This is a genomic window from Mesotoga sp. HF07.pep.5.2.highcov, from assembly GCF_003666285.1.
Taxonomy (GTDB): Bacteria; Thermotogota; Thermotogae; order Petrotogales; family Kosmotogaceae; genus Mesotoga; species Mesotoga prima.
Genome location: NZ_JFHJ01000140.1, coordinates 12503 through 28716 on the forward strand (window position 1 = coordinate 12503; position 16214 = coordinate 28716).

Consider the following 16214-nt stretch of genomic DNA (forward strand, 5'->3'; position numbering starts at 1 on the left):
ACGGTGGTAAAAAATCAATTTGTTACTTCGATGGTATAAGATTTTATTTGATAATCTTCGTTATTCATTCTCTTTCGGGAGGTTTTGAGTTTGAGGGTATTGGTTACGGGCGCTAGAATGTGGTATGCAATTAATACTATAAGGCTTTTGGCTAGAAGCGGTCATGAGGTTTTCGCAGCGGACAGCAGTAGACTTAGCGGGGGTCTTTACTCCAGATATCTCAAAGGGAAATTCATTTATCCTTCAGTCGGTGAGAATAGCAGTGCTTTTGTCGAAAGCGTCATTGAAAAGATAGAAGAACTGAAGATCGATGTTCTGTGTCCAACCTTTGAAGAGGGTTTTGTGTTCAGCAAATATATTGGTAGGTTGGAAGGTCGTGTAAATGTACTGGTTCCTTCTTACGATCATATTACTCTCCTTCACGACAAGTACTCAATGACCACTTACGCAAGATCACTTGGTATAAGTGTTCCGAAGACGGCGCTGTTGAAGGATTTCAGCTTAGAGGGGTGTGAATTCCCGGTAATAATTAAACCCAGAAATCAGCGATCTGCTGAAGGGATTTTCAAGGTTAATTCCATAGGTGAGTTCGAGAAAAGATGCAGGAATCTTGAAGAAGACAGATATCTGGTCCAAGAGTGGAAAGAGCCCTACCAGATTTGTACAACAGGGTTGGCTCACAATGGTCGATTAATTGGAAACGTCATTTATCACAACATAAGAGAATACCCTGAATCTGGAGGAATTGGTACCTGCAGAGTTTCTATAGATTGCGAAAAAGCGCTTGGAGAAGTTAAGAAAATCGTCAGCGATCTCAACTACTCTGGATTCATTTCGATGGATTTCCTACATGACAGAATCAATGGTGAATACTATCTGGTTGATGTAAATCCCAGGATGAGCCCCGGGCTGCTCATTGCTTATAACTCTGGTGTTGACATGGTAAAGGCGTATCTTGAATTAGCAAATGGAAGTGAAGTCAGCGTGGCTAGATCGCCGAAAACCGGTTATGGTACTTTTACAACGGCAATGGAGATCGGTTGGTTCTTCAGTACGTTGTTTAAAGGCAAGTTTAAGAACCTGAAGGGCTTTTTCAAGAGCAGGAAGAAGCTAAAGGATGATTCATGGGATGTTCGCGATCCGATTCCTTTTTTTGTGATGCTTCTGTCCATGTTGAACACTGCTGTCTTTGGACCTCTCAGAGGTGGCCAGACGAAGAGTTTTTCTCTCGGAGCAACCTGTGATACAGAAAGTCTAGGTTCCGAGGACGAGTTAATCAAGAAGAAAAAAGCTGTGTAGAAATCAAACCATGGTCGTAAAAAACACTGCTATGGATAGTAAAACGGTCTTAGAGTTAGCTAATAGAAGTTCTACCTCACAATGGAAATTTTCAAATGGTCCAAGACAATGTTAGACTGTTGATTCATATGACGCACGAAAAGTCTATTGAAACCTGGTTTCGAGAGACTGAATCAATAGTCCCGAAGAATTGTTTGGAAAGCTAGAATGAGATCATTTGAGTATTAAGATTGGGCTCGCCGAAGGGTCTTCCAAATTGAAGCAAATCCAGGTTCAGCAGCTTTGCCTCATGACGGACGTGGTTTGTCATATATTGTCGTTTGAAGAGCTACAGAAGTACGAATTTCCGTAGGTTCTTTTGTATTGATTACTCATTCCCGGAAAGAGCTCGTCGAGTTTTAGATAGTAATATTCTTTCTGCCTATCCCTCAAAGTCATTCTCATTGAAGGATAGATAAACTTGGCTCCAGCTTCTTTTCCTCTAGTAAGTATGGGCAAGATGTCTTCCGTACTATCTTCTGTGAATGGCAGGATCGGCATCAACACGATTTCGACATCAATGCCTGCTCTAGATAAAGCCTTGAATACTTCGATTCCTCTCGAATGCCAGGGTACTCCTGGTTCGAGTTTGTTTGCCAACTTATCGTCTGGAGTTGTTATTGTGAAGACCACCGAGCAACGCTTCGAGACATTCAGAATATCAACGTCTTTAATTGAAGGTGGTCCTTTGTGGTTATCTGGACTCCGTATGCGAGATTTCGACTAACCAAAAGAGATCTCTTCGTTATTTTCATCTTTTTGGCGGAGTACATGGATCGCTCTTTTATCCGGTCGATTCTATGCCGTTATCTCTTTTACGCTTGAGCTCGAATTTCGGAAAATCCACTGCATTTGACCTGTAACCGACATTTTCGAAACCGTCTACTCCTTAGCATTGACTCCCAGAGTCACAGTGTGTGCAGCAGTGTTGACACCCACGACGCCGATAGTTTGTAGATCTTATAAACGCCGAAAATTGCCCGCCTAGAGCGGAAACAACGGTCTTCGCGATTATCTCTATAATGGAACAATGATACTGCTCAAGAAACTACGTGAATGCAAGATCTTCGAATGACAAAAAGCGTGACTTTGCGAGAAATACAGGCGATTTCTCCGGTTTATCTAGTTTTCTTCAGAAGCGAGGTCAAAGGGTACGAAGACAATTATCTGATATAATCTATCCTGAAGGGATCGTTGAAAGAGAGATTTGTCCAGACGTAAGTGCTCTTCTGGCGCTTAGCAGGACAGTGACGAAGAGTTATTTTGGAGTGATGTTATGGGTTTTTTCGAAGGGTTTAGCAAGATAGTATTTGTGATCTCCTACGTTTTATGGGCTGGAGGGGGGCTCACGGTTTCGCTCTTGATGATACCTATGAAGGATCCCAGAACTGAACCTCAGGTTCAGGGTTACCTTCACGCTTTCTGGCAAACCATAAGAATACCGGCAGCGGCTCTTTCTTTCGTTGTTTTGGGAGCAGCAATTACAATGGCAATAATCGTTTCAGCTTCCTTGCTTTGGAGCTCAATTTTCTCTTTGTCATGGTTTCTCACTTTCTTGTTCTGGCTTATGGCGGACAGGTTTATGAAATCAGGAGGAAGCGATCCAAGATCAATGGTCGAGGTCCATAAGAGAAGCTTCCACGCTTATCTGGTTATGGCAGATATTTCGATCTTTCTTTCAATGCTTTCAGTTGCGTTTATGCTGTTATGATTGATTTCCCATCATTGTAGAAAGTTCCTCTAGGTCGTGTTCCAGGATCTCTCTTTCTTCAAGAATCTCAAGAATCCTTTCTTCAGCCTGATCCAAAGTGTTCTGAAATTCTTGGAGCCTCTCGTAATCACTAGCGTAAAGCCCCATTCTTGCGTGAATCTCTTCCAGACTATTGGACAGAGCTTCTTCTTCAGCATCCAATTGTTGCAACTTTTCAATGATCGACTTCTTCTTGTTGGATAATCTCCTTCTTTCTTGAAAGCTGACTCGCCCGTCATCATTACCCACCGAACCGGTATAGCTTTGATTTCTACTCAAATACTCATCAACAGTGGATACACTCTTCAACTTATGCCTATCGATCATCAAGAAACGATCACAAATATTCTGTACGAATTCTCTGTCGTGAGAAACAAGAATTATGCAGCCTTCGTATTCTTTCAGTACCTGTTCAAGGCTTTCAATGGACCAGATGTCGAGATTGTTCGTCGGTTCATCCATGACCAAAACGTTTGGACGCGATAATATCAGTTTCGCAAGCGCGAGTTTCGTTTTTTCTCCACCACTCAAGGTGTGTATTGGCTTAAAGACATCGTCGCCGGGAAAGCCAAACCTTCCTAAGTACTTTCTAACTTCGTAATCAGGTTGCCCCCTCATCAATTGCCAGATTTCCGTGAGCACATCGTTTGACGAATTTAGATCCTCGGTCAGCTGAGAAAGATAGCCCCAACGGACGTTGTGGCCCCAGGTAACTTCTCCCGAGTATCCCTTTAAATTCCCAGTAATTATCTTCAAGAGTGTTGTCTTCCCGCTGCCATTTGGGCCGAGAAGGCCGATCTTATCTCTCCTGTGTATTTCTGTGGTGGCGCTGCTGAAAAGATTCTTGCTGCCAAAGCCGAATGACAGTTTTTCGATCTTCAAAACTGAGTAGCCGGTTCTATCTGGCTGTGGCAGGCGGAATTTTGTCCCTCTGATTTCTTCATCTGGGAGATCTATCGATTCGAGCTGCTCGATTAGTCTGTCCCTTTGTTTTTCTTTGTTGATCGCCTGCTTGATGAATTTTTCCTGCCCCCACAATCTGTAGCGTTTTGCGACAGAGTCAAGTCTTTCGATTTCTTTTGAAAGATTATCCCGTGTTCTCAGGCCGCTCTTTAACATAATCTCTCTGTCTGCCTGGTATCTGTCATAAGGTCCGGAGAAATCCCAAAGCGAGCCGCCGTTCAGCTCCCAGAAGCGATTGCCAACGTTTCTAATCAAGTATCTGTCGTGAGTAACGACAAGCAGAGCTCCTTTGTAATTCTTTAAGAAGCTTACTAACCATTCAGTCGATTCGAGATCGAGATGATTTGTAGGTTCATCCAAGAGCAGTAGATCGTAATCAACCAGAAAAAGCTTTCCAAGAGAGATCCTGGTTAGTTCGCCACCACTGAAGGTTTCGAGACGTCTTTCCCAATCTTCCTCGCCGAATTCGAGCCCTACGAGGATACTCCTTACTCTTCTGTCGAAGGAATAGTATTCTTCGGTGTCAGGAAGGACACTCGATTTGTCCTGCATGTAGTAATCCATAAGAGTCAACTCAGAATTGGGTATTCTATTCTGTATTTGATAACCAATTCTCACGTTTGTGGATAGGAAAACCTCCCCCTCAGACGGCAAAAGATCACCTGAAATTATTCTCATGAGGGTTGATTTTCCGCTTCCGTTTTTTCCAAGAAGTATTGTCTTATCTTTCCTATCTATCGAGGTTGAGACTTCGTCAAAGAGGAAGTCTTGACCATAATCGTGTCCAACTTTGCTCAGAGTAATCAGCATACATTTCCCTTCCAATCTGCCGGTCAGTGATAATAATACAACATAACAGTTTCTTTTGTGGGAAGGGGTCTTCATGCATTCATGGTTCGATGACATGTGATATCTTTGATTATGTGGTGAAACCGGGTGGTGAATTTCTTTGAAACTCTGGTTGCCTTTTCTTATAGTTCTTACAGGATTTCTAGCGGTCTCATACATCTGGGGATTCAACTTCTTCAGGAGTCCAGACCAAGTCTTCCTGCAATATGAGAGGGCAATGATCGACTATGCAAATCAAATTCGTCTTCAGCAAGATTCCGGCCTTGAAGCCGGATTAAGTGAAGATGAAATTGTGTCGCTGAGAAAGGTAGCCATTGTCGAGCTTGAAGGAGACATGAGGAATCTGATATTTGACTTCCCTAAGTATTGGTCAATTATTGAGAAGTATTATCTACAGTATGCCCAAAGTTCAGGCATCTGGTTCACAGATGGATTGTCGGGATCGATATATACTCAAGACGATCCAGAGTATGATACTTTTCTCGCTCTCTACGAATTGAAGGATGATCCTGAAAGTTACTGCCTGATATTTGTCCCTGAAGTTTCCGAAGAGAGTGTCTTCAGAGAGTTCAGAGGAGCGCGGATTTACTTCCTTCAGAAGACAATTTGGGGTTACAAGATTGAATGGAGCAGATCCCTGATCGATTTGATTCTGGATGTAGATTTCTCGTCTGTCTCGGTATAATCTTTTGTTTTTTCACAGAAGGCCGACTCGCTTTTGGGTAAACGCTCCTCAGGATAAGCCAACGTTCTCCAGACGAGGTTTTCTGGTATCCTTTTATCGAAGCTATTCATTCCCTTGTTGCCGGAGGATATGATGTTCTTTAAGAAGATTAATGATAGAAGAAGAGAGAATAGGATTACTAAGATAGAAAGAAGGATTTCGAAATCTCGAGAAGAGGAAAAAGGTAGGTTGCTATATGAACTCTGGAATTTGAAGAGAGGAAAAGGAGATAATGAAGGCGCTATGAAGGCTGCACTAGAAAGGCTCGCATTTCTCAAAGATCCTGAGTCATTTGAAGACCTTATCTCAACCTTTGAGAAGATTGACGGGTCCTCGAAAAACTCTTTTGCCCGAGAAATCGAGAAGTTTGCCTGCGAATTTGATAGAGGCCTTTGGGAAGAATTCATATCAGTCTTCTTTGAGGACCAACCTGAGGCTGCGATCAAATTTGCTTTAAGCTGCTACAGGATCTCTTCGAAAGCATTATTTGCCGAGATTGCTCTTAAGAAGCTTGAGAATGCTGTTTATAACGAAGAGCCCGATAGGCTTGTGCGGCTACGAGAGATGTACATTTCAGCAATTTCGGAAGTCGGAGAGATCTCTAGAGTAGAACAGCTTCGCCTTCTCGAGAGAGCCTTAGACTCTTCCAAATCGCTGATTCAAGACGAACAATTACTTTCCAACCTTGCGGTGAAGTATATTGATCTTATGCTTTCCGGCGAAGATTTAGATGGAATCGCAAAGAAATTATCGGGTAGTTTTGACCGCTTTGTAGTTTATTTCAAAGGAAATGAAGTGACTCTTCTTGACAAACTAGATCTCATTCTTCCGAAGATAGAAGAAGAAGAAATCAAAAGAGCTTTGATAGAAAAGCTTCGAATATTGGGACAGTCGATATCGGATAAAAGATATGATTCCGATTTTTCTGGTGAATCAGATTACCTTGAATTTCTTAAGAAAAGCATTGCTAACTACGAGTTTAAAGCAAGGAAAAGAGATTCGGGCGAGGAGATTCTAAGAAAACTCGCCAGTGATTACGAGAGAATTATTGACAGTCTTGAGTCTCCTGAGGAGAAACTGTTATACATTAGGAAGCTGGGAGCCTTGCTTCGGGATCGTCTTGAAGAACCCTACAAAGCACTTGAAGTCTTCGAAGAGGGGTTGCGATTGAAGGCTGATGACATATCTCTGTGGCTTGTCAAAGGAATGACCCTGGAGAAAATAGCACGTAATGAAAGTGATCCAGTTAAGGCTTCGATATGTTGGAAAAGGACTTACAATCATTATCATGCGATTGCGGAGACTTTTGAGGAGCAGGAAGTAAAGCTTACGGCGATCGAGAAGTGTGCAACGATTCAGGCAGAGAGGTTGACCGGAGTTTAGCTTTGTTGAGATGGTTCTTTTGGGATCCTTTGGGGGTGCGTTTTGAGATTCTTGAACAAAACCATACTTGTTACTGGTGGAGCCAAAGGAATCGGGAAAGCCATATCCATTGGTTTCGCGAGATGTGGTGCATTTGTGTTGATTATGGATATCGATGTGGAAGCTGGGAATCGCTTGGTGAGCCAGATGATTTCCGACGGAGGCCGAGTGACGTTTATTTATGGAGATGTTTCTTCTGAAGATGATTTAATGAGAGTTGTTACTGGTACGGTGGGACTATTCGGATCGATAGACGTTCTCATAAACAATGTGGGGATAGGATGGACCGGAACACTTCTAGAGAGGTCAACAGATGATTGGAGGAAAGTAACCGAGGTCAATCTCACGGGCTCTTATTTGATGGCGAAATACTGCTCTCCTTATTTAGCCACTTCGAAAGGCTCAAGCATAATAAACATAGTTTCGACTCGGGCTTTGATGTCGGTAAGCAGTTCGGAACCATGCTCTACTTCGAAAGGTGGTCTGCTGGCTCACACACATTTACTTGCCATTATTCTTGGGCTAAAAGTCAGAGTCAATGCGATATGCTCGGGATAGATCGACATGACTGAAAGCCAGCCCAGTAAGCCATCCGAACGAAGCGATGTTGCACATAATCAACACCCGGCCGGGCGAGTTGGTAGACCGGAAGACGTTGCAGATGCCTGTTTTTTTCTTAGCGGTGATGAAGCTTCTTTTATCACAGGTGCAAATCTAGTTGTTGACGGTGAAATGACACACAAGATGATTTATCTAGAATAGGAGTGATCAGAGTTGAGTCAAAGGCTGGATGGAAAAAAGGTTAAATCTCTTATAGAAATGCTTTCGGGATATCACAGAATGCGGGGAAGTCGTGACTATAAGGAATCTATGAACTCGATAATGGACTATCTTATCCGTTCCGGTCTTCCGGAAAATAGATTCCGGGTATTGAAGTATCCAGCCGATGGGGTCACAAAGACGGGAAACATCGTCTCTACACTTGCATGGGAACCAGTATATGGGGAGCTGTGGCTTGAGAATCCAGAGAGGGTTTTCGTCACTTCAACAAAAGTCACAAAAGTCTCCCTGGTTTCCGGTAGTGGAAGCAGCAAAGGCTGGGAATCGTTACCTCTAGTTGTATATGACGGTAAAGGAGATTACTCCGGAAAAGCAGTTCTTGCTAGTGAAGATCCTGTCAAGGTTTTTCAGCATGCGGTAGTTGAGGGCGGGGCGAGGTGTCTAATTCTGTGCCATATGAGAAAGGTCTTTGAGGAAATTGGTCGCAGTCTCAATGATTTACCTCAAATGACAAACTTCTTGACGATCCCCCACGACAGAGATTCGGCCGATAGAAACGCTGTTGCTTTTTCGGTTACAAAAGAGAAGTACGATCTTCTCTTCAATTACTCGAAAAAAGGAAGTGCGATCGTTGGGTTCAGGGCTGAAACAAATATGTCGAAAGGTAGTTTTGATGTTCTGCAAATAGACGCGACTGGTTTCAATGATGGCCCTCAGGTTCTCATAACTGCGCATTTGTGTCATCCTTCGCCTGGGGCCGATGATAACGGGAGTGGAGCCGCTCTCGCCGTTGAGATAGCAAGGGTGTTGAATGATGAGAACTTCCCATATTCCGTGAAAATTGCACTTGTTCCCGAATATTTGGGAAGCGTACCTTATGCTCTCCAACTCAAGAGCGAGAATAACCTTCCGATATATACTATAAACCTTGATATGGTTGGTGCAGATCAGAACAAAACGGGTTCTACATTTATTCTTTCAAAGGTCCCACCTTATTTGCCACAGAGGTGGGGAAATATCCTGGAATTCTATATCAAGACTCTTATGCCTTCAAATGCCGGTTATCCTCTGAAGAGATTTGGAGAGATTCCCTTCATGGCCGGTTCAGATCACTGTGTCTTCACAACTCTTGGAATTCCCTCTCCGTTCATGGGCCATCTTCCAGATAGATACTACCACTCGGATTTAGACACACCCCAGATGATGGATGAAAAAGAACTGGAGTGGGTAGGTCTGTCGGCTCTCAATACTTTGGATCAGCTAGTCAAGCCCGATCAGGACTTGCTCATAAGTGTCAGAAGCAAGATGATAGGAGAGCTATTCGGTATACTAAACAGAATTTCAGGGAGAGAAGGAAGCGATGATGTTTTCGATCTTCTGATTTCTAATTACGAGGGAGAAGTACTCAGAAAGGTTTTCAATAATTCTGGGAATCTTCCTTCACTAAGCCCACTGGAGCCAACCTTCGATAGCTCTTTAGGTCTGGAATGGATCAGGACATTCCCTCAGGAACTTAAAGACGAGCTCGAAATTGATTTCGTAAGTATCGCCGATTTCGTGGTGGGAGGTGCGGCTGTTGTTGGAGGTAGGGAAGCCGTAGAACTATTGGCAAGTATTCACTACGGAGTCGAGATCGGGAAGGTTAGGGTACTTACCGGCTGGATGATCGAGAAAGGTTTGCTGAGATCATGAACATCAGGGGATTTTGTTTAATAATCTTTCTTATCTTAACAGCGTCCTGTTTTGCAAATTTGGAGATGAAGGTAGATAGTGGTGTATCAATGCCGTGGAGTGGGTTCCTTGAAGGCAGTGATTCTGAGAGAACCCAGCTCCTGATGAAAAACGACTTCCGCGCTTATTTCTTACCAACTGTGGGGTATGAGATCAGCGGTGAACATCTGATAGAGTTGAGTTTTTTTCACTTCACCGTTAAAAGTACATTCGAGGCGACGGACACTGACCCTTTGGCTTCATACGAATCAATGTTTAAGCAGGATGTACTTTCGCTCACTTATATGTATATACTTCCTGAGCTTGATCGCTTCTCTCTTCAACTGGGTGTTCAAGGTAGGTTGTGGTTCAAACAACTGACGCTCACTGGCTCGAAAACATTTGACCGCAAGGTTTCTGATTTGTCCTTTGGCCCTGCTGCAGATTTGAGGCTGCAGATGAACGATAAGGTCTTCATTGGATTAGATGTCTCTACTGGACTGGGAAAAGGGAACGGATTCATAGATATGTTCGCTGGACTTCACTTTGAAGGGCCATTCTACTATGTTAGAGCGGGCACAAGATATTGGTCCGTAACGAACTCCTTTGATAACGATCGCTTCTTCCTGTCTTTTGTGAATCTGGGAGTGCAGTTCTGCGCAGTTTTCTAGACTCCATTTTTCACAAATGAGAGCGGGTCGAGTGAAGATATTCTTACAATCCCCAGGACAGGAACGCCAAACTTCGCCAGCAAAGTTCGACCTTCTTCGAAGGTCTTTTCAATGATTGCCGCAAAGCCGTGAAGCGATGCTCCCGTTTTCAATACAAGCCGGGCCAGGGCCTCTATGGTCTTACCGCTTGCCAGAAAGTCATCCACGATAATGACTCTGTCCTTCTCATCAATATAGTCCAGGGAAACGTTGAGTTCCACTATCCCTCCTTTTGTGTGCGAAGGAGCGGATTCACTCAGATACCTTTGCATTGTTATTGGTCTACTCTTACGAGCAAAAACGAGCTGTGCACCAAGGCTGCTAGCTGCCATCAATGCGGGAGCAATCCCAGAACTCTCTGCAGTCAAGACTTTTGTTACTCCATAAGTTCTGAAGTAGTCAGCGATTAGTTCACCAGCATTTTTCATTAGTTGTGGATCAATCTGATGGTTAAGAAAGGAATCTACTCGAAGAATGCCATTGCCCAGAACGGAGCCCTTGTTTCTTACAGCTTCCTCAAAGGAAGAAAATATCTCTTGCCTGGAAAGAACAACTTCGTCCATCGATTAACCTCCAAAAGGTATATGGTACAATGATCGACTATTTCTGTATCCTTTTCTTGAAGGAGAAATTCCTTTTATGTAAGGTATGTTCTCAAAACAGATCGAAATTGCACAGGAATTCAAAATCAAGACGCTCGGAATCGCCTAGTGTGATTTTTTTCGAGAGATCTAGTTTACTCCCGGTGATACCGATCATTCAAAATGCCCCTATTCATCACGATTAAATCTACCAAAAAGTCTTTTTTCATTTGATAGTGAAAATGTATAATTGAGCTACGTAACTAAAGCGGAAGGTTTCTTATGAAGCGGAAGACACTCGTAATACTTATAGCATTTCTTCTAATTTCTACTGCGTCTTTTGGAAGCTATTTCAACGCGAACAATATCGGCGGTTCGGTTGTTTATTTCCCTTTTCTTCTTGGAATATTCTCGGTGAATGGATACTACAGACTGGGCTTTCAAGTCTTTGGCGCTTCCAAAACCGGTAGTTTGAGTTTCACTCCTGCCATGCTTTATATTGGGCCTTCGGTTTCGTATTCGGGTGCATTTGGGGAGGTTTCGGGACTAGAAGCAGGGATTGATGCACGATTGCTGGCGGGGATCGAGAATCTTTCTTTTAACTTGTTTGGAAGAAGATTCATGTTCGCGCTCGGACTGAGAGGACAAGCTATGTACTCTTTCTTCGAAACAACCGATAATTTCAAAACAAGACTCTCTCCTGAGATCAGCTTCGTAGATGTAACCAAAATGACGGACAGGTTCAACTTCTCTCTCTTTTTCTGGCCGCTTCCAGTCCTTTCGGGTTTCGACATGTATTTCTAAAAAAGAAGCCCCAAAATCGGGGCTTCTTTTATTCCTGCACAAGCTTCATCGGCTCTCCACAGCAGACTAGTTCTCCTCCACCAGCTTCTTTCACTTCAACTATGTTTCCACATATCTCACATCTGTAGACTTCTCCAACGTTCTTTACCTTCATGATCTCACTCTCCTTTTTTTGATAGTAAACTTAGTTACTGTTTCCACAGTCAAATGGATTGGAGGTGCTGACAATGGAAAGAGTCTTTTTCGCCGTTCTTTTCACTATATTCATTGTTGCCGCCGCAGGTACCCTTTACCAGGAACCACAGGTGATCTTCGCCAGTCATCTTCAAGATGGGACGCCTGTTTATGGCGGTAGTGTGATGCTTAGCTGGGACGTCGTTGTCAGAAACAACTCTATCATATTGAGCAACTTGGACATATGGGTTTCAAACAGAGATTCAGGAGCCAGGGTCGGCCTAGAATCTTCCCCTCTCATCGAAATAGCCAGCTACAATCTTTATCTGGGAACATCTTCGACGCCAAAGCTTTATGCATCTACTGGATCGAATAGTTACTTCGTCGATAGACTTTCAAATGATACTGTTTATTACTGGCAAATAGTTGCCATTGACAAAAATGGAAATAGATATTATGGACCGATATGGTATTTTGAAACGAGATAATCAGACCACAGCATTGGGAGGTTCCTTTCCTTCTAGAACTGCGGCCACGTTGCGCCCCACCATAATTGCCATTTCCGTCCTTGCTTCTCTTGTTGCAGACCCTACGTGTGGAAGAAGGACCACGTTATCCATATCTATCAAAGACTGTGGTACAGTTGGTTCTTCTTCATAGACATCAAGACCGGCGGCAGCTAATCTACCATTCTTAAGAGTCTTTATCAGTGCTGCTTCATCGATAATGGATCCCCTGGCAGTGTTCACCAGAATCGCACCAGGTTTCATCATAGAAAGTCGCTTCTCATTAAGCAAATGGTGTGTCTCTCTTGTAAGGGGGACGTGAATAGACACAAAATCAGATTCTTTAAGCAGTTCCTCGAGGCTCCTATAATTCACGCCAAGTCTCTCTTCTTCTTCAGTTAGAAGAGGTTTCCTGTTGTGATAAATTACTTTCATCCCGAAAGCTTGAGCTCTTTTTGCAACGGCCCTCCCTATTCTTCCGAGGCCGATAATGCCCAAATTCTTTTCTTTGAGAGAGGGACCTGTTAACAGGTCTGGCTTCCATCCAGCAAACCTATGCTCTCTAACGAATCTGTCGCCCTCAACGATTCTTCTGCTTGTAGCGAGAATCAAAGCTAACGTTAAGTCCGCCGTGGCGTCTGTTAGAACATCGGGAGTATTGGTAACTCTTACACCTCTTTTTCTGGCTTCTTCAACGTCGATGTTGTTATAGCCGACCGCGTAATTTGCAATCACCTTTAATTTCGGAAGTGATTTGATAAGCTCTGCATCAATCTTATCCGATAGCAGTGTTACCAGTGCTACCGCATCCTTGGCTTTCTGAATAATCTCTTCTTTTGAGAGGAACCTATCCTCAGTGTTGATCATGATGTCGTATCCTTTCAGAAGAAGCAAACCTTCGTCGGGAATCTTATAAGTGAAGAAGATCTTGTCCATTAAGCACCTCCTAGAAAAATGATATCATTACTTCTGTATCATTAGGCCAAGAAACGGTACTCTACTAAGCCTCTTGTGCCTTCACCAAGATTCCGGACGCGTCTGAATCAATAATAACTTTCATTCCTTCTGCCAGGGCTCCATCAATGATCAAATCTGCTATAGGCCCTTCCACCAACTTCTCAATTAATCTCCTAACCGGTCTAGCACCATATTCTCTGTCGTAACCCTCCTTAGCAAGATACTCGACCGCTTTCTGGCTGATCTCAACGGAAATGCGCTGATCAGATAGTCTTTTTTCCATTTCCGCTATTCTCATCTTAACAATTCCCTCCATTGCTTCGCTATCTAAAGGTCTGAAAAGAACGATGGAATCAAGCCTGTTAATGAACTCTGGCCTGAAGGCTTTCCGCAGGCTTTCTTCAGCAAGATCCATTGCTCGGCTCAGTTCCGAGGTACTCGCCAATTCTTCAGATGCAATATTACTGGTCATTATAATTATTGTATTTGAGAAAGAAACTGTCTTTCCTTTTCCATCAGTAAGACGTCCGTCATCCATGATCTGAAGCAAAACACTGTGCACCTCTCTGTGAGCCTTCTCTATCTCATCAAGAAGAACAACTGAATAAGGTCTTCTCCTGACTGCTTCTGTTAACTGACCGCCTTCTTCGTAGCCCACATATCCGGGAGGCGCTCCAATAAGTCTCGAGACGGTATGCTTCTCCATATATTCAGACATATCAATTCTTACCATTGCCTCTTCACTGCCAAAGAGGATGAATGCGAGCCTCTTGGCAAGTTCGGTCTTGCCCACCCCTGTGGGTCCCATGAACAGAAAAGAGCCCCAGGGTTTATGAGCAGCATTTAAACCGGCTCTTGCTCTTCTGATCGTCTGCGAAACGATTTTGACTGCCTCTTCCTGATCGACAAACTTTTCGTGGATAATTGACTCGAGATCACGGAGCTTCTCACGTTCAGACTGAAGCATTTTTCCGGCAGGAATTCCAGTCCATTGTTCAACAATTGAGGCCACAACTGCTGATGTCACGGTCTTTCCAAAAGACTCTTCCGATTCCCACTTCTCCTTTTCAAGGAGGAATTCCTTTCTCTTTTTCTCTGCCACGGTCTTTAACTCGGCAGCGGTCCGATACTCGCCTTTTTCTGCATGAGCACTTATCTCGCCATCAAGCTCCCTGAGCTCGCGATCGAGCGATCTCAGTTTTTCGGGCATATAGCCTGTTTGCAGTCTCACAAATGAAGCAGCCTCGTCAACGAGATCGATCGCTTTGTCAGGAAGATAGCGGTCTGTTATGTATTTGACACTCAGATCAACGGCCGTCTTCAGTGCATCGTCTTCGATCTTTATTTCGTGGTGTTTCTCATAAGTGGGTTTCAACCCTTCGAGGATTTTGTAGGCCTCTTCAACTGTCGGTTGTTCTACCATAACGGGTTGAAAGCGTCTCTCTAACGCCCTGTCCTTTTCAATATACTTTCTGTATTCATCGAGAGTTGTAGCTCCAATACACTGCAACTCTCCCCTTGCAAGGGCAGGTTTCAGCAGATTAGCGGCGTCCATGGAACCTTCTGCTGAACCCGCTCCAACGACACTATGAATTTCATCTATGAAGAGAATTACTTCGCCGGAGAGCTTTCTAACAGAGTCTATTATACCTTTCATTCTCTCTTCAAATTCCCCTCGGAACTTGGTCCCAGCTACAAGTCTACCCATGTCAAGGGCCAGAACGCTTTTGTTATTCAAATATTCCGGCACATCACCGCTCACAATTCTTTGCGCGAGACCCTCTACAATTGCGGTTTTGCCAACGCCAGGTTCTCCCACCAGGGCAGGGTTATTCTTGGTCTTTCTTCCAATAATCTGTATTACTCTTCTTACCTCGTCTTCTCTTCCAATAACGGGCATTAGCTTGCCTTCTCTTGCGAGCTGAGTGAGATCTATCGTGAATTTCTTCAAAGAAGAGAGATTCTCGTCTTCCTCTGCATCGCCTTTCGTACGACCCTTAAGGATCAAAGTATATATATTGTCGAGATTGACTCCGTACTTCGAGAGCAATCTGCTGGCCACTGCAGAGGTTTCCCGTACCATGGCAAGAAGAATATGCTCGGTCCCTGTCTTTGAATCGTGCATTCTTCTAGCTTCGCTTCTGGCATTCTCCAGAATGTGCCTTGCATCCGGAGTAATGTATATCTGGTTACCTATCTGACCTCCGCTCCCATAACGACCGATTACCTCTTCAACATCCTTTTTGAGAGAATCGATGCTTACCCTCTTTTCATTCAAAATGTCAATTGCAATATTGTCGCCATCCTCCAGCATAGAGAGGAGAATATGCTCTGAAGCAAGCTGATTCTGTTTGTACCGCATTAGAATATCCTGTACATCCATAAGGATCTTCTTAGCTTTCTCGGTGTATTCTTCATAGTTAATCATCATTACACCTCCAAAAAAAGGGCGCCCGTAAGCGCCCTCTCAGTTTAAACTTTTTCTCAGTCGATCTTGACTTGAATTGCTTCCTTTTTGACTTCTTCTTTCTTGGGGAGCTCGAGCTTAAGGACACCATCTTCGTATTTGGCTTTGACTTCATCACTCTTTACGTAGTCCGGAAGTCTGAAGATCCTCTGGAATGCTCCGCTATATCTCTCATAGCGGTGGTAATCTCTTTCCTTCTGCTCTCTCTCAAGTTTCTTCTCTCCTTTGATAGAGAGAACATCATCCTCCACCTTGATTTCCAGTTCATCCTTCTTGATTCCCGGGATGTCCATTTCAATGAAGACAGAGTTGTCCTTCTCGTAGATGTCAACTTCGGGGCTAAACATGGTTGTTTCTCTTGACTGGTCGCTCAGCCCTTTGAAGGCGTCGTTAAAGAGTCTGTCCATTTCTCTCTGAATCTCTTCAAAGGGTCTGAAAAGATCGCTTCCTCTTCTGATTGCCAACATATTAACACCTCC

The 16214-nt window shown here is 43.7% G+C and carries 15 protein-coding genes and 1 pseudogene; 9 read left to right on the forward strand and 7 right to left on the reverse strand.

Annotated features, from left to right (window positions below; genetic code table 11):
* Positions 1–90: 90 nt before the first annotated feature.
* Entirely contained in the window at positions 91–1299 is a 1209-nt protein-coding gene (locus tag BG32_RS02225; RefSeq protein WP_014731473.1) for an ATP-grasp domain-containing protein, read from the forward strand.
* A gap of 306 nt (positions 1300–1605) precedes the next feature.
* Here the strand turns inward: BG32_RS02225 and BG32_RS02230 are convergent, their stop codons facing one another.
* Complete coding sequence (locus BG32_RS02230) at positions 1606–1971, reverse strand: hypothetical protein (protein ID WP_099771229.1); 366 nt, start codon at positions 1969–1971, stop codon at positions 1606–1608.
* Positions 1972–2614: 643 nt separating this feature from the next.
* Between BG32_RS02230 and BG32_RS02235 the strand changes: the two genes are divergently transcribed.
* Positions 2615–3049 carry a hypothetical protein gene (locus tag BG32_RS02235; protein ID WP_099771230.1) on the forward strand — a complete coding sequence of 145 codons (435 nt, stop codon included), beginning with the start codon at positions 2615–2617 and terminating at the stop codon, positions 3047–3049.
* Here BG32_RS02235 and abc-f read toward each other — a convergent pair.
* Positions 3044–4861, reverse strand: a complete 1818-nt coding sequence (gene abc-f / locus BG32_RS02240) for a ribosomal protection-like ABC-F family protein (RefSeq protein WP_099771231.1) — start codon at positions 4859–4861, stop codon at positions 3044–3046. The two genes, BG32_RS02235 and abc-f, sit on opposite strands and share 6 nt — an antisense overlap.
* Before the next feature lie 139 nt (positions 4862–5000).
* On the opposite strand from abc-f, the gene BG32_RS02245 reads away from it, so the two are divergent.
* From BG32_RS02245 to BG32_RS02265, 5 genes and pseudogenes are all read left to right on the forward strand, one after another.
* Positions 5001–5585 carry a hypothetical protein gene (locus BG32_RS02245; RefSeq protein ID WP_099771232.1) on the forward strand — a complete coding sequence of 195 codons (585 nt, stop codon included), beginning with the start codon at positions 5001–5003 and terminating at the stop codon, positions 5583–5585.
* A 129-nt stretch (positions 5586–5714) separates the two neighbouring features.
* Complete coding sequence (locus BG32_RS02250; protein ID WP_259459444.1) at positions 5715–7007, forward strand: hypothetical protein; 1293 nt, start codon at positions 5715–5717, stop codon at positions 7005–7007.
* A 51-nt stretch (positions 7008–7058) separates the two neighbouring features.
* A pseudogene (locus BG32_RS02255) lies at positions 7059–7808 on the forward strand (SDR family oxidoreductase).
* Positions 7809–7820: 12 nt separating this feature from the next.
* Complete coding sequence (locus tag BG32_RS02260) at positions 7821–9518, forward strand: DUF4910 domain-containing protein (protein ID WP_099771234.1); 1698 nt, start codon at positions 7821–7823, stop codon at positions 9516–9518.
* Positions 9519–9583: 65 nt separating this feature from the next.
* Positions 9584–10207 (forward strand): hypothetical protein, encoded by a 624-nt coding sequence (locus BG32_RS02265; protein ID WP_259459445.1) that lies wholly within the window; start codon positions 9584–9586, stop codon positions 10205–10207.
* Here BG32_RS02265 and BG32_RS02270 read toward each other — a convergent pair.
* Positions 10204–10809 carry a xanthine phosphoribosyltransferase gene (locus BG32_RS02270; protein WP_006487935.1) on the reverse strand — a complete coding sequence of 202 codons (606 nt, stop codon included), beginning with the start codon at positions 10807–10809 and terminating at the stop codon, positions 10204–10206. The two genes, BG32_RS02265 and BG32_RS02270, sit on opposite strands and share 4 nt — an antisense overlap.
* A 300-nt stretch (positions 10810–11109) precedes the next feature.
* Here BG32_RS02270 and BG32_RS02275 point away from each other — a divergent pair, with 300 nt between their 5' ends.
* A complete protein-coding gene (locus BG32_RS02275) occupies positions 11110–11631 on the forward strand; it encodes a hypothetical protein (protein ID WP_099771236.1) in 522 nt (173 codons plus the stop codon).
* Positions 11632–11659: 28 nt separating this feature from the next.
* On the opposite strand, the gene BG32_RS02280 is transcribed toward BG32_RS02275, so the two are convergent.
* Positions 11660–11785, reverse strand: a complete 126-nt coding sequence (locus BG32_RS02280) for a desulfoferrodoxin FeS4 iron-binding domain-containing protein (protein ID WP_099771237.1) — start codon at positions 11783–11785, stop codon at positions 11660–11662.
* Positions 11786–11858: 73 nt separating this feature from the next.
* Between BG32_RS02280 and BG32_RS02285 the strand changes: the two genes are divergently transcribed.
* Positions 11859–12293, forward strand: coding sequence for a hypothetical protein (locus BG32_RS02285; protein ID WP_099771238.1), 435 nt, complete (start codon positions 11859–11861; stop codon positions 12291–12293).
* Here BG32_RS02285 and BG32_RS02290 read toward each other — a convergent pair whose 3' ends face one another.
* From BG32_RS02290 to BG32_RS02300, 3 genes are all read right to left on the reverse strand, one after another.
* A complete protein-coding gene (locus BG32_RS02290) occupies positions 12294–13247 on the reverse strand; it encodes a D-glycerate dehydrogenase (RefSeq protein ID WP_014731481.1) in 954 nt (317 codons plus the stop codon).
* A 64-nt stretch (positions 13248–13311) separates the two neighbouring features.
* Complete coding sequence (locus tag BG32_RS02295; protein WP_099771239.1) at positions 13312–15696, reverse strand: ATP-dependent Clp protease ATP-binding subunit; 2385 nt, start codon at positions 15694–15696, stop codon at positions 13312–13314.
* 56 nt (positions 15697–15752) lie between these two features.
* Positions 15753–16202: an Hsp20/alpha crystallin family protein gene (locus tag BG32_RS02300; RefSeq protein WP_014731483.1), complete on the reverse strand. Its 450-nt coding sequence runs from the start codon at positions 16200–16202 to the stop codon at positions 15753–15755.
* Positions 16203–16214: the final 12 nt, after the last annotated feature.

Bases quoted from the DNA above. Each gene is read 5' to 3' on its own strand.
- BG32_RS02290 (WP_014731481.1), bottom strand. From the start codon at position 13,247: ATGGACAAGATCTTCTTCACTTATAAGATTCCCGACGAAGGTTTGCTT.
- BG32_RS02285 (WP_099771238.1), top strand. From the start codon at position 11,859: ATGGAAAGAGTCTTTTTCGCCGTTCTTTTCACTATATTCATTGTTGCC.
- BG32_RS02270 (WP_006487935.1), bottom strand. From the start codon at position 10,809: ATGGACGAAGTTGTTCTTTCCAGGCAAGAGATATTTTCTTCCTTTGAG.
- BG32_RS02280 (WP_099771237.1), bottom strand. From the start codon at position 11,785: ATGAAGGTAAAGAACGTTGGAGAAGTCTACAGATGTGAGATATGTGGA.
- BG32_RS02275 (WP_099771236.1), top strand. From the start codon at position 11,110: ATGAAGCGGAAGACACTCGTAATACTTATAGCATTTCTTCTAATTTCT.
- BG32_RS02265 (WP_259459445.1), top strand. From the start codon at position 9,584: ATGAAGGTAGATAGTGGTGTATCAATGCCGTGGAGTGGGTTCCTTGAA.
- BG32_RS02235 (WP_099771230.1), top strand. From the start codon at position 2,615: ATGGGTTTTTTCGAAGGGTTTAGCAAGATAGTATTTGTGATCTCCTAC.
- BG32_RS02295 (WP_099771239.1), bottom strand. From the start codon at position 15,696: ATGATTAACTATGAAGAATACACCGAGAAAGCTAAGAAGATCCTTATG.
- BG32_RS02250 (WP_259459444.1), top strand. From the start codon at position 5,715: ATGATGTTCTTTAAGAAGATTAATGATAGAAGAAGAGAGAATAGGATT.
- BG32_RS02300 (WP_014731483.1), bottom strand. From the start codon at position 16,202: ATGTTGGCAATCAGAAGAGGAAGCGATCTTTTCAGACCCTTTGAAGAG.
- abc-f (WP_099771231.1), bottom strand. From the start codon at position 4,861: ATGCTGATTACTCTGAGCAAAGTTGGACACGATTATGGTCAAGACTTC.